The following is a 19,016-nucleotide window of genomic DNA, read 5'->3' as shown; positions in this document are numbered from 1 at the left end:
GAAGGGCGGCGCGCTGGGCGCCGCCACTCTCCTTAGGCTGGCCTAAGCTGGCCGCGCTCGCTGGTGGTGATGATGTCCGGGTCCGGGCGGGCGTCGTTGACGAAGCTGCGGAAGCGCTTGAGCTTCTCCGGGTCGCTGATGGCGTTGGCCCATTCGCACTCGTAGGTGTCGACCACGGCCTGCATCTGCCGCTCCAGCTCCTCGCCGATGCCGAGGCTGTCCTCGAGGATCACCTGCTTGAGGTAGTCCAGGCCGCCTTCCAGGTTCTCGCGCCACACCGAGGTGCGCTGCAGGCGATCGGCGGTGCGGATGTAGAACATCAGGAAGCGGTCGATGGTGCGGAACAGCGCCTCGTCGCTGAGGTCGGTGGCGAACAGCTCGGCGTGGCGGGGGCGCATGCCGCCGTTGCCGCACACGTACAGGTTCCAGCCGTTCTCGGTGGCGATCACGCCGACGTCCTTGCTCTGGGCCTCGGCGCACTCGCGGGTGCAGCCGGACACGGCGAACTTGAGCTTGTGCAGGGCGCGCAGGCCCTTGTAGCGGTTCTCGATTTCGATCGCCATGCCGACGCTGTCCTGCACGCCGTAGCGGCACCAGGTGCTGCCCACGCAGGACTTCACGGTACGGGTCGACTTGCCGTAGGCGTGGCCGGTCTCGAAGCCGGCCTCGATCAGCTCGCCCCAGATCGCCGGCAGGTCCTCTAGGCGGGCGCCGAACAGGTCGATGCGCTGGCCGCCGGTGATCTTGGTGTAGAGCGAATACTTCTGCGCCACCTGGCCCAGCACCACCAGCTTGTCGGGGGTGATCTCCCCGCCGGCGATGCGCGGCACCACCGAGTAGGTGCCGTTCTTCTGCATGTTGGCCATGAAGGTGTCATTGGTGTCCTGCAGCGGAATGTGGGCCGCGTCGGTGATCGGCTCGTTGAAGCAGGAGGCCAGGATCGAGGCCGCGGCCGGCTTGCAGATATCGCAGCCCAGGCCGTGGGTCTCGGCGTTGCCGTGCTTCTCCATCAGCTCGCTGAAGGTCTTGATGCCCTCCACCCGGACGATGTCGTAGAGCTCCTGGCGGGTATGGGCGAAGTGTTCGCAGATCGACTTGTCGACCTCCACGCCGCGGCTTTCGAGTTCGTGATCCACCAGGGTCTTGAGCAGGGCGGCACAGCCGCCGCAGCCGGTGCTGGCGCGGGTCTCGCCTTTCACTGCGCCGAGATCCACCGCGCCGCCGTCGATGGAGGCGCACACGTCCGCCTTGGTGACGTTGTGGCACGAGCAGATCATGGCCGTATCGGGTAAGGCGTCGGGCCCCAGCGCGGGGCGGCGCCGCTGCCGGCGGGCAGGATCAGCGAGGCCGGGTCGGCGGGCAGTTCGATGCGGTTGGCGTAGTACTGCAGCAGGGTGTCGTAGACGCTGTTGTCGCCCACCAGCATGGCGCCGACCAGGCGCTTGCCGTCGCTGGAGACCACCAGCTTGCGGTACTGCTGCTTGAGCGGGTCGAGGAAGCGGAACATGCGCGCGCCTGGGGTGCGGTCGCCGTGGGCGTCGCCGATGGAGCCCACGTCGACCCCCATTAGCTTGAGCTTGGTGCTCATGTCGGCGCCCTTGAAGGTTTCGCTGGCCTTGCCCTCGCCGGCCAGCAGGGTGGCGCAGGCCACCTTGGCCATCTGGTAGCCGGGGGCGACCAGGCCGAAGATGCTGTTGTTCCACAGCGCCACTTCGCCGACGGCGAGGATCGCCGGGTCGCTGGTGAGGCAGCGGTCGTCGATCACCACGCCGCCGCGTTCGCCAAGCTCCAGGCGGCAGTCGCGGGCCAGCTCGTCGCGCGGGCGAATGCCGGCGGAGAAGACGATCAGGTCGGTTTCCAGCACCTTGCCGTCCTGGAACACCATGCGGTGGCGGCTGGCCTCGCCGTCGACGATCTCCTGGGTGGCGCGGCCGGTGAGCACCTGCACGCCGAGCGACTCGATCTTCTCGCGCAGCAGTTCGCCACCTTCGCTGTCCACCTGCATCGGCATCAGGCGCGGGGCGAACTCCACCACGGCGGTATCGAGGTTCAGCCCGCGCAGGGCGTTGGCCGCTTCCAGGCCGAGCAGGCCGCCGCCCACCACCACGCCGGTAGAGGCGCTTGCAGCGGCGTCGCGGATGGCGTCGAGGTCTTCCAGGGTGCGGTAGACCAGGCAGCCCTCGCGCTCGTTGCCGGGAATCGGCGGCACGAAGGGGTAGGAGCCGGTGGCCAGCACCAGGCGGTCGTAGCGGTGGCGGCCCTGGTCGGTCACCACTTCGCCGGCGTCGCGGTCGATCGCGCTCACCGCTTCGCCAAGGCGCAGCGCGATGCCGTGCTCGGCGTAGTAGTCGGCGGTGGAAAGCGCGAGTGAGGCAGCGTCGCGGCCGCTGAAGTACTCCGAGAGGTGCACGCGGTCGTAAGCCAGGTGGCGCTCTTCGCCGAACACGGTGATGGCGTAGCGCGCGGTGGCGCCCTGTTCGACCAACTGCTCGACCAGGTGGTGGCCGACCATGCCGTTGCCGATGATGATCAGGTTCTGCTTGGGCGTGTTCATGCGGCCTCCTTCGCGGGGCTGTGCGGTGATTCGTGGGCGTGTTCGGCGGCGTCGTCGAGCAGGGCCTGGGCGTCGGCGGCACCAAGCAGCAGCGCGGCGCGGCAGGCGGTGAGGTCGCGCCCGGCCAGGGCCTGTTCGAAGTACCAGGGGCCGGCGGCGGTGTCGCCGTAGAGCACGGCGCCTTCCAGGCGGCCGTTACGCAGCAGCAGGCGGCGGTAGTCGCCCTGCTGGGGGTCGCGGTAGCTCAGCACGTCGTGGTCGGGCTCGGCCTCGGTGGGGCCGAAGGCGTAGAGCGAGATGCCGCTTACCTTGAGCTTGGTGGCGGTCGGTTTCTCGACGTAGCCCTGGGCACTGTTGGCATCAGAGCGCTCGGCGTCAGAGCGGCACAGCTTGTCGGCTAGCACCTCGACCTGGCGCCAGATCGGCTCGACCAGGCCGTAGAGGTTGCCGCGGTGCTCGCAGCATTCGCCCAGGGCGTGAATGGCCGGGTCGCTGGTGGTGAGCCACTCGTCGACGATCACCCCGCGTTGGGTGTCGAGGCCGGCGTCGCGCCCCAGCGTGGCGTTGGGCACGATGCCGATGGCCACCACCACGCAGTCCGCGGCCAGACGGGTGCCGTCGGCGAGCAGGGCAGCGCATACCTGGCCTTCGGCATTGGCTTCCAGGCGCTCGAGCTGGGCGTCGGTGTGAATGTCGAGCCCGCGCCCGCGCAGCTCGCTTTCCAGCAGCCGGGCGGCGGTGAGGTCGAGCTGGCGGTTCATCAGGCGGTCGTCGCGCTGCAGCAGGCTCACCTGCATGCCGCGCTTGCGCAGCCCTTCCGCCGCCTCCAGGCCAAGCAGACCGCCGCCTATCACTACGGCGCTTCCGCCACGCTGGGCGGCGCGCGCCAGGGCGTCGGCGTCGTGCAGGTCGCGGAACACGTGCACACCGGGTAGCTCCAGCCCCGGCACCGGCGGGCGGGCCGGGTTTGAGCCGGTGGCCAGCACCAGGCGGTCATAGGCGAGCTCGCGTCCGGCGCCGGTGGTCAGCCGTTGGGCGCAGCGGTCGATCTGCTCCACCCGTTCGCCGAGGATCAGCTCGATGCCGTGTTCGGCGTACCACTCGGCGCCGCGCAGGGTAAGGTCGCGCTTGTCCATTTCGCCGGCCAGCAGCGGCGAGAGCAGGATGCGGTTGTAGGCCGGCGCGGATTCGGCACCGATCACGGTGATCGTGGCGGGCCGCTCGGGCCGGGCCAGGAGCGCTTCCACCAGGCGGTGGCCGGCCATGCCGTTGCCGACGATGACCAGGTGCTCAATGGCGGAACTCTCGGGATGTCGCTGGGGCATGCGAACACCTCCTTTCGCTGCGCGTCGTGATGACGGAGACAAAACGCAACGACGCCTCGGCGCTTGCCCTGTCGATGCGAGGATCGAGCCGGGGGCGCAGAGACGTCGTTGTCCAGTCATGCGAGCGATCGCCGTTGATCGCGTTATGCCCAGATGGTTTCAAGAACCTGGCCAGGGTGCCTTAAAAAGAAGGTTAATTCTTTTTTCATTGGTTTACTAGTATGGTTGGGGTGGGCCGGAGTGCCGCCTCCGGCCGGGGCTGCACATCAGTGGTGCATGGCAGCATCGAAATGCACAGGGCTGTAGCATGCCGCGACGCTGGCGGGATCGAAGGTGTCACCGGCAGCTTCCAGCTGGCGCGCCATGGGACTGGCGAAGTGCTGGGCATCCTGCGGCGTGGGGCGCAGCATGCCGGCACCGTAGAAGCGTTGGTGAATCGGTGCGGTATCGAGGTCGAGCGTTTCCAGGTGGCGCACCGAGCGGTCGAGGTAGGGCGGCAGCGCCAGCCAGGCCAGGGCCTGGCGGCGATGCTCCGGTGAGTCGGCCAGCCACACACTGGCCGCCGCCAGGGCGCGCAGCAGGGCGGCCAGGGTGGCCGGGTAGCGTTCGGCCCACGAGCGCGTCACGCCGAGCACCTTCTCGGGGTGGTCGGGCCACAGCTGGGCGCCGGTGGCCGCCAGCCGGCCCACGCCGCAGTGGCGCGCCAGGGTGCCCCAGGGTTCCCCGGCGCAGAAGCCGTCAATCTGGCCGATGCGCAGCGCTTCCACCATGCGTGGCGGCGGCATGGCCACCAGTTCCACGTCGCGTTCGGGGGTGATGTCGCCCAGGTCGAGCCAGTCGCGCAGCTGATAGTGCTGGCAGGCGTAGGGGTAGACCATGGCCAGGCGCGGGCGGGGGCGCTGCCTTGGCGGCGCAGCCAGTCGCCCAGCGCCATGGCGCTGGTGGCGGGGTCGTCGGCCAGCTCGGCGCCGCACGCCTCGCTCAGCCGGGTGGAGAGCGTCAGTGTGTTGCCGTTGCGGCTGAGCAGCAACGGGGCCAGGGTGTCACAGGGCGCTCGGCCAAGCCCCAGGCTCATGGCCAGCGGCATGGGGGCAAGCATCTGGGCGCCGTCGAGCAGGCCGGCGGCGACCTTGTCGCGCAGGGTGCTCCAGGCGTTCTCGCGCGAGAGGTTTACCTCCAGCCCCTGGTCGGCGAAGCAGCCGCGTTCGCGGGCCACCACCAGCAGGGCGGCATCGAGCAGGGCACGAAGCCAAGCGTTGAGGCAGGTGCGTTCCGGGGTGGCGGCGTAAGGGTGCGTCGGGCTCATGAGCGGGGTTCCCGTTTGTCGGCGGATCGCCCCTGGGGCGATGACGTATTCAGGCGGCCAAGCACGTCGACGACGCTGTCGGCAACGTCGGCGATGCGCTGGCCGCGGTCCATGGCCAGCTTGCGCAGCATGCGGTAGGCCTGCTCTTCGTCGCAGTCTTGGTGCTTCATCAACAGGCCCTTGGCGCGCTCGATGCGCTTGCGCTCGGCCAGCTGGCTGCGCGCCTTGTCGAGTTCCTGGCGCATGCTGTGGAAGGCGTCGAAGCGGGCAATGGCCACCTCGACGATGGCTTCCACGCGTTCCGGCACCAGGCCGTCGACCACGTAGGCGCTGACCCCGGCCTTGAGCGCGGCCTTGAGCATGTCGGAGTCGTGCTGGTCGGCGAAGAACACCACCGGCCGCGGGTTCTCGCGGTTGAGCAGGGCCATGCTCTCCAGGGTGTCGCGGTCGGGGCTCTCCATGTCGATGATCACCACGTCGGGCTGGTATCGCTCGACCATCTCGTTGAGGTTGGCGGGGCTGGCGAGCCGGCAGATGACCTGGTGTCCTTCGGCCATCAACGCCTCCTCGACCATGGCGGCCCGCACCATCTCGTCGTCGACCAGCAGAATGTTCAAGGGAGAAGGCATAGAGAGTCGCTCGTGTCGGGCTGAGGGGCTAGGCGCTGCATAGCCCAACCCTAGCAAGAAATATTCCAGCTGCGACCTTTTCGGCCTGGCATGGCATACGACAGGTGTTTGCCTGCGCGCTGCTGGCCGACGTATGACCAGAAGTCGCGACAGGAGCTGCCGATGGTCAGGAAACTGGCCGGGATCTTGAGGATGTAAGGGGATAGGTGAGGGTGAGGACTCGATGAGGACGGTAGAGCGCCGGGTGAAGGCAGCACGGTGGAATCCCCGACACGGATGCACCATGCGGGTGCATCGGCGGCCGCCGCTGCCGACCGATGGTGCGCCATGACCCCCTCGCATCACGCCGCGGGCTGCGGTGTGCCGCCGGGCGAGGGGCCATATCTGACTGAAACACTCGGTTGAAGCCGCTCGATGGCACGTTTTCTGCTTAAAGCATGGCATACGTCAGGTTTAATCCTGACACAGGTGAGCGCAGAGCCGCGCTTCCCATGGCAACGACGCCCGCCACCGCCGCCCTTTGGGGGCGGCAGTGGCGGGCGTCGTCGTTTCGACAGCAATGACAGGAGAGCGACATGCGCGAGGCCCGAACCACTTGCCCCTACTGCGGCGTTGGCTGTGGCGTGGTGGCCAGCGTCGAGAACGGCGAAATCGTCGACGTGCAGGGCGATCCGCAGCATCCGGCCAACTTCGGCCGCCTGTGCGTGAAAGGCTCGGCCCTGCACGAGACGCTGGGTCATGGCGGTCGTCTGACCCGGCCCATCGTCGACGGCGTGGAGAGCGATTGGGACACCGCGCTGGATGCGGTGGCCGGCCGCTTGAAAGAGGCGCGTGCCGCCCACGGCCCCAATGCCATTGCCGCCTACCTCTCCGGGCAGCTGCTCACCGAGGACTATTACGTCGCCAACAAGCTGTTCAAGGGCTTTCTCGGCACGCCGCACCTGGATACCAATTCGCGCCTGTGCATGGCCTCGGCGGTGGCGGCCCACAAGCGTGCCTTCGGCGCCGACGCCGTGCCGTGCAGCTACGAGGACCTCGAGGAGGCCGAGCTGGTGGTGCTGGTAGGCTCCAACCTGGCCTGGAACCATCCGGTGCTCTATCAGCGTCTCAAGGTGGCCAAGCAGCGCAACCCGCTGCTGCGGGTGGTGGTGATCGACCCGCGGGTGACCGATACCTGCGAGCTCGCCGACCTCTACCTGGGGCTCAAGCCGGGCAGCGACGCCCGTCTGTTCACCGGGCTGCTGGCATGGATGGCTGCGCGCAACAAGCTCGACCGCATCTATCTGGAGGCGCATACCCAGGGCTTCGACGAGGCGCTGGCCGCGGCGCGGGAGCAGGATGCCGACGTGGAGGCCATCGCCGCCGACTGCGATCTCGACCCCGAGCGTCTGGAAACCTTCTTCTACTGGTTCGCCAGCCACCTGCATGTGGTCACGCTGTTTTCCCAGGGGTGAATCAGTCGAGCAGCGGCACTGACAAGGGCAACGCCATCATCAACTGCCACCTGGCCGGCGGCAAGATCGGCCTGCCGGGGGCGGGACCGTTCTCGATCACCGGCCAGCCCAACGCCATGGGCGGGCGCGAGGTGGGCGGGCTGGCCAACCAGCTGGCCGCCCACATGGACTATGACATCCCCGGCGCACGGGATCGCGTCACACGCTTCTGGGCCACCGAGCGGCTGGTGCCGTGCCTGCCGGAAGGGCCCGGCCACAAGGCGGTGGCACTGTTCGAGGCGATCGAGCGCGGTGAGGTGCAGGCGCTGTGGATCATGGCCACCAACCCGGCAGTGAGCCTGCCGCGCACCGACCGCGTGCGTGCGGCGCTGGCGAAATGCCCGCTGGTGATCGTCTCCGAGTGCATGGCCAATGCCGATCTGCTGGCCTATGCCGACATCGTGCTGCCGGCTTCGAGCTGGTCGGAGAAGGACGGCACCGTGACCAACTCCGAGCGACGCATCTCACGCCAGCGCGGCATCCTGTCGCCACCTGGCGAGGCCCGGCACGACTGGTGGGCGCTGTGCGAGGTGGCCAGGCGGCTGGGCTTCGGCGAGGCCTTCGCCTACACCCATCCGTGCGAGATCTTCGACGAGCATGCCCGGCTCTCGGGCTTCGAGAATGGCAAGGGCCCGGGCGATAGCCGCCGGCTGTTCGACATTTCGGGCCTGGCCGGGCTCGACCGCGCCGCCTACGATGCGCTGGCGCCGATCCAGTGGCCGGTCAACGCCGACGCCCCCCACGGCACCGCGCGGCTGTTCACCGACGGCCGCTTCGCCACGCCCGACGGCCTGGCGCGGATGGTGCCGGTGCGCCCGCGCCCGCCGGCCCAGGCGCTGGACGCGGCGCGCCCGCTGCGGCTCAACACCGGGCGCGTGCGCGACCAGTGGCACACCATGACCCGTACCGCCCGAGCGCCGCGGCTGATGAACCACCGCGCCGAGCCGTTCATCGAGATCGCCCCGGAGGATGCCGCCGCGCTGGGGGTGGAGGAACAGGGCCTGGCGCGCCTGGAAGGGGTGGGTGGCACCTATGTTGGCCGGGTGCGGCTGTCGCGGGGGCAGCGCCGCGGGGAAGTGTTCGTGCCGATGCACTGGAGCGGCCACTTCAGCGGCTCGGCCCTCTCCGGGGCGCTGATCGAGGCGCATGTCGATCCCGTTTCCGGCCAGCCGGAATCCAAGCACGGGGCGGTGGCGCTGGCGCCGCTGGCGGTGGCGTGGGAGGCCACCCTGCTGGTGGCCGACGACCTGGGCGTGGCGGAATCGAACTGGTGCGATGCCAGCCGCTACTGGGCACGCATACCGCTGGGCGCCGCCCAGCGCTGGCAGCTTGCCGGTGATGGCCAGAGCGCCCGCGGCGCGGTTGGTAGCGTCAGCAGTGAGGATAAGGACCTGCCCCAGCGTGACTGGCTTGCCTGGCTCGAGGCGACCCTGCCGGTGGCGCCCACCCTGTGGTGCACCGACCCCGCCAGTGGGCGACTGCGCGCGGCGGGGGTCGATGAGCACGGGCGCCTGCGCTGGTGGTTCATGTCGGGGGCGCCGGTGGAGCTGCCCAACCTGGCCTGGCTGGTGGCCCGCTTCGCCGAGGCGGCAGCGGGGCAGGCCCTGGCGTCGACGCAGCGCCGTCGCCTGCTGGCCGGCTGCGACGACGGCGCCGCCAATCAGGGCCCGGTGGTATGCAGCTGCCACCAGGTGGGCCAACGCGCTATTCTGGGAGCCATCCGTGACGGCGACGACAGCGTCGAGGCGCTGGGCGCCCGGCTGGCCTGTGGCACCCAGTGCGGTAGCTGTATTCCCGAGCTGAAATCGCTTATCGAGGAGGAGAAGGCCCATGCGCGCACTGAGCCAACTGAAGACCCTGCTGTCGCCTGAGGCCTGGCTCAAGGCACAGCTGCCCGGAACGCTGGGCCATGCGGCCCTGTCGCGGCTGCACAGCCTAGGCCATCTCGTACGCTCGCCGTTCGGCGGCACGCGCGGCACCCCGGCGCCCACCCTGACCCTGGACGGCGACTGCCGCGCCGGGCGTGTCTACCTGGTGGGCGCGGGCAGCGGCGACGTCGAGCTGCTCACACTCAAGGCTGCGCGGCTGCTGCAGCAGGCCGATGCGGTGGTGTATGACCGCCTGGTGGGTGGCGACGTGCTGGCGTTGATTCCCACCGGCCGCGAGCGCTACTACGTGGGCAAGGAGCGTGGCCACCACAGCGTGCCCCAGGAGGAGATCGGCGCGCTGCTGGTGAAGCTGGCGGGGCAGGGCAAGTCGGTGGTGCGGCTCAAGGGCGGCGACCCCGGTATCTTCGGGCGCATGGGGGAGGAGCTCGCCGCACTGGTCGAGGCCGGCATCCAGGCCGAGATCGTGCCGGGCATCACCGCCGCCTCGGCGGCGGCAGCCGGCATGGGCATTCCGCTCACCGACCGCGCCCACGCCCAGCAGCTGCGCTTCATCACCGCGCAACTGTGCCGCAAGGATGGCGAGCCCGATTGGGCCACCCTGGCGCGCCAGGATGAGACGCTGATCTTCTACATGGGCCTGACCAAGGTCGATGCCATCTGCAATGGGCTGCGCCATGCCGGGCTGCCCGACGACTGGCCGATCATGCTGGTGGCCAACGCCAGCCTGCCCGAGCAGGCCTCGCTGGTGGGCACCCTGGCCGACATGCCGGCCAGCCTTGCCGCCTCGCCGCTGCCTTCACCCTGCCTGATCGTGGTGGGCAGCGTGGTGCGCATGGTGGCCGACAGCCCCGCGGCGCGTCACATGGCCACGCCTGCCGGCCACGCGGGTCGCACCGCCCATTGAGGCGCGCCTTGCCGTAACTTGGACGCTGACGGCACGCAGCGTCTAGGCTGATGACAACCGTCACGCGGGCAGCACATCGCTCGACAGCGGGCAGGAAGCCCATCGGCAGGTACGGCAAGGAGCTGACATGGAGGATGGCGTTCAATCCATTACGGGGTTCACGCGGCGGGTACTGATCGTTATCGGGCTGGCCAGCCTGGTGGCGGTGCTGATCTACTTCGCCGGCCAGCTCATCGACGTGATGCTGCTGGTCTTCGCCGGGGTGCTAGTGGCGGTGGCCATCGACGGTGCGGTGCGGTTGTGTCAGCGCTATCTGCCGCTTGGCCGGCAATGGGCGCTGGTGCTGGCGCTGGCGCTGATCGTGCTGATGCTGACTGGCATAGGCGCGCTGATCGGGCCGCGCATTTCGTCGCAGTTGCCGCAGCTGGTCGAACAGCTGCCTCAGGCGTTTAGCCGCCTGCTCGAGCTGGTCCGCGAGCTGCCCGGCTTCGATGCGCTGATGCGCGAGGTCGACGAGCCGGCCCAACTGATCGGCCAGCCCGTCATCGACCGCTTCACCGGGTTCTTCTCCACCACCTTCGGCGCCATCGCCAGCTTCCTGCTGATCGTGCTGATCGGCTTCTACCTGGTGCTCAGCCCATCGAAGTACATCGGCAACGTGGTGCAGCTGTGCCCACCCGCCTACCGCCCGCGGCTGGAGCAGGTGATGTGCATGCAGGGGCGCGCGCTGCGCCTGTGGCTGCTGAGCCGGCTGGTCTCGATGGTGTTCGTGGGGGTCTCGGTGGCCCTGGGGCTGGTCTTTCTTGGCATTCCCATGGCCGGTGCCCTGGGGCTAATCGCCGGGCTGTTCACCTTCATTCCCTACCTGGGGCCGATCATCGGGGCGATCCCGACCGTGCTGATCGCCTTCCTGGAGTCGCCTCAGCTGGCGGTCTACGCCATCGTGCTCTACTTCGTAGTCGAGACGCTGGAGTCCAACCTGGTGATGCCGCTGGCGGCCAAGGGCATGGTGCGCCTGCCGCCGGCCTATACCGTGGTGGTGCAGCTGGCCGGGGCGGCGGTGGCCGGGGTGGGCGGCGTGATTCTGTCGACCCCGCTGGCGGTGGTGGCGGTGGTCACGCTGCAGGCGCTTTACATCAACGATGTACTGGGTGACGACATCGAGGTGCTGGGCGAGAAGAACGAGGAGTAGCGGTTCGGCGGGGAAGCGCCGGGCCGTGGCGAGCCCGGCGTGGTGATAAGGTAGCGGCAGCCTAGAGCTGGGCCAGCACGGTGTCGACGCTGCTCTTGTCGACCACGCCGCGCTCGGTGTCGATGCCAACGTAGCTGACCACGCCGTCATCGGCGATCAGCGCGAAGCGCACGCTGCGAATCCCCATGCCGGCCTCGCTGGCGTCTTTCTCCATGCCGATTGCCCGGGTGAACTCGGCATTGCCGTCGGCCAGCATCAGAATTTCCTGGGCATTCTGGCTTTGCTGCCAGGCGCGCATCACGAAGCCATCGTTGACCGACACGCAGGCCAGGATATCGGCCTTCTCCAATACCTTGTCGGCCTGAACGACGAAGCCGGGCATATGGGTGTTCGAACAGCCAGGGGTGAAGGCGCCGGGCACGCCGAACAGCACCACGCGCTTGCCGGCGAACAGCTCGCCGGTGGCGATATCCGCGGGCCCTTCGGGGCCACAGGTCTTGATCCGGACATCGGGGATCTTGTCGCCTACGGAGATGGGCATGGAGCGCTCCTTCCTGCGGTTTGATGAGTGTCACTCACTGTAGCGCAAGCCGTCCGTACATGGTGGTCTGCGGCTTGCCAACGGTCACGTCCCCGGATAAGCGTCGAAGACCTCCTGGCCGGTCATGTTGTGAGTCTCGTTGGCGAAGTGGTAATAGGGCGGCTTCTGATCGATGAAGATCTGGGTGTCGAAGGTCCAGGCCTCGCCGCCGTCGACCAGCCCGACCGGAATGGCGTAGTGGTCGCCGGTCTTGAGGCGGTAGAACAGGTGCGTGCCGCAGCGCTGGCAGAAACCGCGCTCCGCCCAGTCCGACGAGGCGTAGACCGCCACGTTCTCCTCGCCCTCTATGCGGACCTCGCTGACCGACTCTAGCGCCAGCAGCGGACCGCCGCCCCAGGTGCGGCACATGCTGCAGTGGCAGGCGCCGACATTCTGCTTGCGTGTGGCGACTGCCACGTTCACGGCGCCGCACAGGCAGCTACCACGCGCACTCATTCCGTCCTTCATGATTGTCTCCTGCTGTGCCAAGGCAAAGCCTCCATCGACTTCCGCAGTTTAGACACATCAGCGCCATGCTACTCGCCCACTTTTCACGCAGGCCCCACGCGGTGCGGCTGGGCAGGAACGTCGAGAGGCGGCCAAGTTTGCTAGGGTGTGTAGAGACGTTGAAAAGGGGAGCCACTTTGAAGCGACGAACCAAATGCCGCTTGATTGGCGGGACTGCGCTGGCGGTGGCCATTCTGCTGGTGATCGGCGGCGTCATTCTTTCCAACGCGACCCCCAAGCCCAAGCGGCTGGTTGAGCCCGTGGTAGTCGACTATGGGGTCGAAGACGCCCGCTTCGTCAGGTCGCTGCAGCACATCCTGCCCCATCCCATTCTCGACGGTAATCACATCGAACATATCGAGGGCGGCGAGGCCATCTACGCGGCAAAGCTTGCCGCCATCGCTGCGGCAGAGCACACCATCTCCTTCGAGGTTTTTGAGTTCTTTGGTGACAAGGCGGCAGCTGCCTTCGCCGAAGCCTTGGCGGAAGCGGCGCAGCGAGGGGTGACCGTGCATGCGCTGCTCGATTTCGTCGGCTCCATGCCGGCCGAGGAAGAGCACCTCAAGCGCATGGAAGAGGCCGGCGTCGAGGTGATTCGCTGGCGCGAGCCCTCCTGGTACCAGCTGCCGCAGTTCAACCACCGCACCCACCGCAAGCTGCTGATCGTCGATGGCCAAATCGGCTTTACCGGGGGCGCCAACGTGACCGACAGCTGGCTGCCGGATGACGACGAGCCGGGCTACCGCGATCATCACTTTCGCATTACCGGCCCCGTGGTGGGCAACATGCAGGGCGCTTTCGCCGAGGTCTGGCTCGAGGCAAGCGGCGAGCTACTGCATGGCGAGGCGTATTTTCCCGAGCTTGAACCCCAGGGCGAGCTGCGCATGCAGATGGTCAGCAGCAAGCCCCGTGAAGGCATGCATCGCATCCGCATGATGTTCAAGTACGCCGTCGCCGCTGCCCAGGAGCGCATCACCATCTCCTCCGCTTATTTCTACCCCGATCCAAGCTTCCTCGAGGCCCTTACCGAGGCGGCAGAGCGAGGTGTCGAGGTGCGCATCCTGCTGCCTGGCGACAGCATCGACTATGGCTTCGTCAGGCAGGCCTCGATCAACCGCTGGCGACCCATGCTTGAAGCAGGTGTGGAGATCTACGAGTACCAGCCGTCGATGTATCACGCCAAGCTGATCAGCATTGACGACCGCTGGGCCAGTATCGGCTCGACCAACATCGACAACCGTTCCTTTCGCATCAACAAGGAGGGCAACGTCAACATCTACGACGAGGACTTCGCCCGCTACGTTCGCGGCCTGGTCGAAGAGGACCTGAACGACGCGATCCCCTTCACCTTGGCGCGTTGGGAAGAGCGTCCTTGGCACAAGCGGCTGGCTGGCTGGGTGAGCATGATCGCCGGGGCGCACTATTGAGTATCGGGAGCATCCGTGTTTGGGGTGTGTTGTGTGGTCGGGCAGGGCGCTTCTGTGGCAAAGGCCGGAAGGTGAAATTCGGCCGCTGCCTTGACCTCATCCATGCCGGCGCTACCTGGTGGGGAGACGCTGCCCCCAGCCAGTACGTCGAGAACCGTCTTGACCCCGCGGGAGAGCGACAGCAGGTGATAGCCTCCTTCGAGCACGAAAACCAGGCGCCCCAGACAATGGCGACGCGCTACCTGCTGCAGGATGCCGGCCATGGCGGCAAACCCTTCGAAGGAGACGTTCATGGCCAAGTCGAAGGGGTGCGGGTCGAAGCCTGCCGAGACCAGCAGCAGCTCCGGTTCGAACCAGTCGGCAGCCGGCACCAGAATCTCGTTGAAGGCCTTAAGATAGGCCTGGTAGCCAGCGCCGGCGGGCAGTGGTACGTTGACCGTGGTGCCTTCCCCTAACCCGGCGCCGGTTTCTTCCAGTCGCCCCGTGCCCGGGTAGAAGGGCGATGCCCGGTGTATGTCGAAGAACAGCACGCTGGGGTCAGCATAAAAGATGTCCTGAGTGCCGTTGCCGTGGTGGGCGTCCCAATCTACGATCATGACTCGCTGGCAGCCCCACTCGGCCTGTGCATATGTTGCGGCCACCGCGACGTTGTTGAGTAGACAGAAGCCTCGGGCCCGGGCCGGCTCGGCATGATGGCCTGGCGGGCGGACTAGGGCGAAGGCACTCTCGCAGCGGCTGTTCAGCACGGCCTCGACTGCTGTGACCGCGGTACCGGCGGCCACTTCGGCAGCCTCGATGCTGCCGGGCGATACGGCTGTGGTATCAACGTCGAGCCAAGCATTCTTGCCGCACAATTCGAAGATGTGACTGAGATAGGAGCTGGTATGGACGCGCGCCAGCTGCTCCCGTGTGGCAGCCTTGCCGCCCTCGAAGATGAGGCCGGCTACCGGTTCGATTTCTAGCAGGTGGCGAATGGCTGTCAGTCGGCCGGCATGCTCGGGGTATTTCCACGGAACGTTCAAACTGGAAAGTCGCTGACGTATTCGGCGATCCATGCGGCCGGGCAGGAAGGAGGCTTCGCCATCCGGCTGGTGGGAGAGGACGCGTTCGTCGTAGAAGGCAATGATGCTATTGGGCTCGGCCACACACAGCTCCATGCGGGGCAGCTCTCGGTAGCCTTCAGCATAGTCTCTTTGCCAACGCTTGCGGGACCGCCTGGTTGGCTGCCCTTAGGCGTGTCGGCGGATGGGTGCTACGTGGTTAGTACTGGCAAACGAGCCACCCGTCGGTGGCCCGTTTGTCTTCGCGTATTAGTGGCCAGATGAAAATTTTCGTACGGCTGTCGGTATACATGGGCAATACGCCAGCCGCCGCCCGAAGGCGGCGGTTGTCAGGGGCAACGCAGCGCTGCCAGAGGCTAGCGCAGCGACAGCGCGCCGGCGCCGGTGTCCTCGCCCATGGCCTCGCGGTAGGCCTTGGCCTCCTCGGCCTCTGTCTCGTCGCTGAAGCGCACCAGCAGCGCGCACGAGGCCAGTACCAGCACCACCAGGCCGAGGTAGAACAGCCCCTGCTGGTAGGTGATCGCCTCGGAGCGGAAGAGGAAGGCCGCGGCCACCGCGCCAGCGTTGCCGCCGGCCCCGACGATGCCGGCCACTGCGCCCAGGGCCTTCTTGTTGATGAACGGCACCACGCCGTAGGTGGCCCTTCGGCCATCTGAACGAACAGGCTGAATACCAGCATGATGCCGATGGCGTACGACAGCACGTGCATCTGCGAAAAGGCGACCAGCGCGATGCCTTCGCAGATCAAGGCGATAAACAGCCAGCGCACCCGGCCCTTGAGCCCGCCGTTGCGGGCGAACAGGTCGGAGAAGACGCCGCCCAGGGTGCGGGCGAACACGTTCATCAGGCCGAACAGGCCGGCGATCATGCCGGCGGTGGCCAGCGTCAGGTCGAAGTGGTCGAAGAAATAGATGGCGGCGATGTTGTTGATGGTCAGCTCGACGCCGAAGCAGATGGCATAGACCACGAACAGCGCCCACACGCGGATGTCCTTGGCGGCGGCCATGAAGCTCTTGCCGGCACCGTGCTCGCCGTTGGCCGGCGGCAGCTCGCCGCGCGCACGCAGTTCGTCGAAGTTCCCGTTGGGTGCGTCCTGGGTGAACAGCCAGTAGCCGATGCCGGTCACGAACATCACCACGCCCGGTACCACCATCGCTAGCCGCCAACCGAGGGTTTCGCTGACCCCGAGCATCAGCAGCCCGGAGAAGATCAGCGGCATCACGATCTGGGTGGTGCCGCCGCCCAGGTTGCCCCAGCCGGCGCTGGTAGCGTTGGCGGTGCCGACCACGTTGGGCGCGAACATCATGGTGGTGTGGTACTGGGTGATGACGAAGGCGGCGCCGATCGCCCCGATGGCCAGGCGCGCCAGCAGGAAGGTCTCGAAGCTGTTGGCGAAGCCGATGCTCATCACCGGCACGGAGCCGAGCAGCAGTAGGCCGGTGTAGGTCTTGCGCGGGCCGATGCGGTCGCACAGCACGCCGATGGCCATGCGCACCACCACCGTGATCAGCACCGAGGCGATGATGGTGTTGCCGATCTGGGTCTGGGTCAGCGCCAGGTCCTCGCGCACCACCGCCATCAGCGGGGCGATGCCGAACCAGCCGAAGAAGCAGATATGAAAGGCAAACCAGGAGAAGTGGAAGGCACGCATCTGCGGCGTGCTCAGGCTGAGCAGGCGAATCCTGTTGGCCTTGTTACGCAGTTCCATGGGCAGACCTCATACGGATGAGAAATGGGGTTGTCCTTCTCCGTTGAAGGTCAGGTCTGACGCACTCGTACTCCTGGGGAGCCTGGTCCACGTCTACCAGTGGTTGACCTGGATCAGGCAATTCATTTGCCAATTTAGCGATAGGCGAGGGGGACAAGGAGTTGCGAAGGAATGTGGCGAAAGCGGGCGCCAGGCCATGCCGCGGAGGAGCACAGCCATGGTGCAGCGCCGCACGCCGGCGCCCCGCGCTGGTGCCGCCGCCGGTCCCGGTCAGTTCATGGCCAGCTGGCGGTCGGCGCGGTCGCAGCGGAGGAAGGCGGAGCCTTCGAGCCAGGCCTGGTCCGGGTAATAGGCGAACAGGTAGTGCTCCTCCTTGAGGCTGTCGATCAGCGGGTAGGTGACTTCCTGGCGTACCGCCGGGCAGCCGTGGCTGCGCCCGAGCCGCCCGGTCTGGCGAATGAACTCCTCGCTGACGTAGTCGGCGCCGTGGATCACGATGGCGCGCTGGTAGGCCAGATCGTTGACGCCTGCCTCCAGCCCTTCCAGACGCAGCGAGTAGCCGTTGCGCCCGTAGTAGCTGTTCAGCGTGCGAAACAGGCCGAGGCTCGACTGGTAGCTCTCCGGAGTGTTGGAGAATATCGTTGCTTCGGCATCGCCCGAGCCGCGCCCGTGGGAGACCAGTTCCTCGAACAGCAGACGCTCTTCGGCAAGATCGAACACCCACAGGCGCGGCTCCACCGAAGGCCGCGAGAAGTCGATGACCGCCAGCCGTTCGGCCTGGGGGTCGGCGCAGGCCATGGCATTGGCGGCAAGGGTGAGCACCTGCGGGTCGGCGCCGGGGGCCAGCTGTGCCAGGCTGGTGGCTAGCCGTGCCTGCGGCGTAGCGTCCAGCGTGGCCTGGGCCAGGAAGGTGCCTGCCTGGGTGGCAAGCGGCACGACCAGCAGGGCCAGGGGCAGGGCCGAGCGGGTTAAGAAAGAGCGGGCCAAGCGTGCACGGGTCGAGAAAGAGCGGGTCAAGCGGGAGCGGGTTTGGATTCGCATCGTCAGGCACCTGAAGCGTCATCGTGCCGCCGGCTGCGGAAAGCCGTGGGCGGCTTGGGCAAAAGGCCGCCGGGCCGCTTCCAAGCGCCCCGCGGAACCGCCACTATTATGAAGAGGACGGCCGGGAACGCCAGGCGCGGAATCAACGGAGCAGGAGGAAATGATGCGTGCAATTGCCTGGATGGGCATGCTGCTGTGGCTGCTAGGCTCGGTCGGTGCAAGTTGGGCCGAGGAGAACGCTACGCCCGATGCGTCCGTGGAGGCGCCGCTGGCGGCTGAGCTGGCGCGGCTAGTGGCGTCGGAAGACGTCTTAATGCAGGCATGGTATGCCCAGCGTGCCTATCGCCCGGCCTGGCATGATGGCGAGACGGTGGCGGCCTTCACCTCGGCTCTGCACACCCTCGACAGCGATGGACTCTCGCCCCAGGACTACCGCCCGGAAGCCCTCAAGGCGGGGCATCGCCACGCCTATGGCGAGCATGGCAGCGAGGTGCTCCAGGCCCAGTTCGATCTCGATGCCAGCCGGGTGCTGCTCACGGCCCTGACGCACCTGCAGCGCGGCAAGGTTGACCCGCATTCGCTCGGCACGGGCTGGGAGGTGCCGGTCGAGGCGCCCGACCTGGATCTGGCGCTGATTGCGCGCGCGCTGGATGCCCAGCGCTTCGAGCAGGTGCTGGCCGCGGCCCGCCCACCTTATGCCCCCTACGAGCGGCTGCGCTCGGGGCTTGCCCGCTATCGCAACATCGAACGGCTGGGAGGCTGGCCACAGCTGCCGGAGCGCGAGCGCGCCCTGCGTCCGGGTGACATCGACGACGACGTGGCGCTGCTGCGCGAGCGCCTGGCCGTGGTAGGCGAGCTGGAGGTGATGGCCGCCGATACCACCGCCTTTCCCGGCGCCGAGCTCGAGGCACCCGACCCGCGCCGCTACGATGCCCGGCTCGAAGCGGCGGTGAAGCGCTTTCAGCGGCGCCACCTGCTGGAGCCGGATGGGATCGTCGGGCGCCAGACCCGGGCCGCGCTCAACGTGCCGGTGGAGCGGCGCATCGATGAGATCCGCCTCAACATGGAGCGCGCCCGCTGGCTGCTGCACGGCCTGCCGGAGGCCTACGTGCTGGTGGATATCGCCGGCTACCGGCTGAGCTATTTTCGCCCCAACGGCGAGGTGTGGCGCTCGCGCATCGTGGTCGGCACGCCCTATCGCCACACGCCCTCGCTGCGCTCGGAGATCACCCACATGACGGTGAATCCGACCTGGACGATACCGCCGACCATTCGCCGCGAAGACGTGCTGCCGCGGGTGCGCGAGGACCTCGGCTACCTGATCAGGGAAAATATCCGCGTGCTGAGTCCTGCCGGCGAACCGCTGGACCCGCGCGAGATCGACTGGGCCAACCCCGGTA

Annotated in this window: 9 protein-coding genes and 5 pseudogenes; 5 read left to right on the top strand and 9 right to left on the bottom strand. The window is 67.5% G+C overall.

Annotation, left to right across the window (positions count from 1 at the left end):
• Positions 1 to 32 precede the first annotated feature (32 nt).
• From nirB to ACUDAL_RS11750, 4 genes and pseudogenes are all read right to left on the bottom strand, one after another.
• Positions 33 to 2,554, bottom strand: a pseudogene (nirB, locus tag ACUDAL_RS11765) (nitrite reductase large subunit NirB).
• Positions 2,551 to 3,879 (bottom strand): NAD(P)/FAD-dependent oxidoreductase, encoded by a 1,329-nt coding sequence (locus ACUDAL_RS11760; RefSeq protein ID WP_444678257.1) that lies wholly within the window; start codon positions 3,877 to 3,879, stop codon positions 2,551 to 2,553. Before ACUDAL_RS11760 ends, nirB begins: the two are co-directional and overlap by 4 nt.
• Before the next feature lie 266 nt (positions 3,880 to 4,145).
• Positions 4,146 to 5,185 (bottom strand): annotated as a pseudogene (locus ACUDAL_RS11755) (CmpA/NrtA family ABC transporter substrate-binding protein).
• The gene (locus tag ACUDAL_RS11750; RefSeq protein ID WP_444678256.1) at positions 5,182 to 5,802 is read right to left on the bottom strand and encodes an ANTAR domain-containing response regulator; all 621 of its coding nucleotides are present in this window, start codon (positions 5,800 to 5,802) and stop codon (positions 5,182 to 5,184) included. Before ACUDAL_RS11750 ends, ACUDAL_RS11755 begins: the two are co-directional and overlap by 4 nt.
• A gap of 587 nt (positions 5,803 to 6,389) precedes the next feature.
• Here ACUDAL_RS11750 and ACUDAL_RS11745 point away from each other — a divergent pair.
• The 3 genes and pseudogenes from ACUDAL_RS11745 (at position 6,390) to ACUDAL_RS11735 (ending at position 11,292) form a co-directional block, all read left to right on the top strand.
• Positions 6,390 to 9,178, top strand: a pseudogene (locus tag ACUDAL_RS11745) (nitrate reductase).
• Entirely contained in the window at positions 9,138 to 10,100 is a 963-nt protein-coding gene (gene cobA, locus ACUDAL_RS11740; protein ID WP_444678255.1) for a uroporphyrinogen-III C-methyltransferase, read from the top strand. The pseudogene ACUDAL_RS11745 and the gene cobA overlap by 41 nt, the downstream one beginning before the upstream one ends.
• 127 nt (positions 10,101 to 10,227) lie before the next feature.
• Positions 10,228 to 11,292, top strand: coding sequence for an AI-2E family transporter (locus ACUDAL_RS11735; protein WP_444678254.1), 1,065 nt, complete (start codon positions 10,228 to 10,230; stop codon positions 11,290 to 11,292).
• 61 nt (positions 11,293 to 11,353) lie between these two features.
• Here ACUDAL_RS11735 and ACUDAL_RS11730 read toward each other — a convergent pair whose 3' ends face one another.
• Together ACUDAL_RS11730 and ACUDAL_RS11725 are read right to left on the bottom strand one after the other, a co-directional pair.
• Positions 11,354 to 11,833 carry a peroxiredoxin gene (locus ACUDAL_RS11730; RefSeq protein ID WP_444678253.1) on the bottom strand — a complete coding sequence of 160 codons (480 nt, stop codon included), beginning with the start codon at positions 11,831 to 11,833 and terminating at the stop codon, positions 11,354 to 11,356.
• An 84-nt stretch (positions 11,834 to 11,917) separates the two neighbouring features.
• Positions 11,918 to 12,340: a GFA family protein gene (locus ACUDAL_RS11725; RefSeq protein ID WP_444678252.1), complete on the bottom strand. Its 423-nt coding sequence runs from the start codon at positions 12,338 to 12,340 to the stop codon at positions 11,918 to 11,920.
• A 200-nt stretch (positions 12,341 to 12,540) separates the two neighbouring features.
• Here ACUDAL_RS11725 and ACUDAL_RS11720 point away from each other — a divergent pair, with 200 nt between their 5' ends.
• Positions 12,541 to 13,806, top strand: coding sequence for a phospholipase D-like domain-containing protein (locus tag ACUDAL_RS11720; protein ID WP_444678251.1), 1,266 nt, complete (start codon positions 12,541 to 12,543; stop codon positions 13,804 to 13,806).
• On the opposite strand, the gene ACUDAL_RS11715 is transcribed toward ACUDAL_RS11720, so the two are convergent.
• From ACUDAL_RS11715 to ACUDAL_RS11705, 3 genes and pseudogenes are all read right to left on the bottom strand, one after another.
• Positions 13,800 to 14,951, bottom strand: a complete 1,152-nt coding sequence (locus ACUDAL_RS11715; protein WP_444678250.1) for a histone deacetylase family protein — start codon at positions 14,949 to 14,951, stop codon at positions 13,800 to 13,802. The genes ACUDAL_RS11720 and ACUDAL_RS11715 overlap by 7 nt on opposite strands.
• Before the next feature lie 272 nt (positions 14,952 to 15,223).
• Positions 15,224 to 16,575: pseudogene (locus ACUDAL_RS11710) on the bottom strand (MFS transporter).
• Between the two features lie 270 nt (positions 16,576 to 16,845).
• Positions 16,846 to 17,562: a murein L,D-transpeptidase catalytic domain family protein gene (locus tag ACUDAL_RS11705; RefSeq protein ID WP_444678249.1), complete on the bottom strand. Its 717-nt coding sequence runs from the start codon at positions 17,560 to 17,562 to the stop codon at positions 16,846 to 16,848.
• Between the two features lie 214 nt (positions 17,563 to 17,776).
• On the opposite strand from ACUDAL_RS11705, the pseudogene ACUDAL_RS11700 reads away from it, so the two are divergent.
• A pseudogene (locus ACUDAL_RS11700) lies at positions 17,777 to 18,949 on the top strand (peptidoglycan-binding protein); the annotation flags it as partial.
• Between the last annotated feature and the right edge of the window lie 67 nt (positions 18,950 to 19,016).

The sequence above is a fragment of the Halomonas sp. E19 genome (assembly GCF_052439355.1).
GTDB lineage: Bacteria > Pseudomonadota > Gammaproteobacteria > Pseudomonadales > Halomonadaceae > Halomonas.
This window is presented reverse-complemented; position numbering and strand designations above follow the sequence as displayed.

What these genes read in the sequence shown, in the direction of transcription:
- ACUDAL_RS11760 (WP_444678257.1), bottom strand. Translation starts at nt 3,879, where the DNA reads ATGCCCCAGCGACATCCCGAGAGTTCCGCCATTGAGCACCTGGTCATC.
- cobA (WP_444678255.1), top strand. Translation starts at nt 9,138, where the DNA reads ATGCGCGCACTGAGCCAACTGAAGACCCTGCTGTCGCCTGAGGCCTGG.
- ACUDAL_RS11735 (WP_444678254.1), top strand. Translation starts at nt 10,228, where the DNA reads ATGGAGGATGGCGTTCAATCCATTACGGGGTTCACGCGGCGGGTACTG.
- ACUDAL_RS11730 (WP_444678253.1), bottom strand. Translation starts at nt 11,833, where the DNA reads ATGCCCATCTCCGTAGGCGACAAGATCCCCGATGTCCGGATCAAGACC.
- ACUDAL_RS11725 (WP_444678252.1), bottom strand. Translation starts at nt 12,340, where the DNA reads ATGAAGGACGGAATGAGTGCGCGTGGTAGCTGCCTGTGCGGCGCCGTG.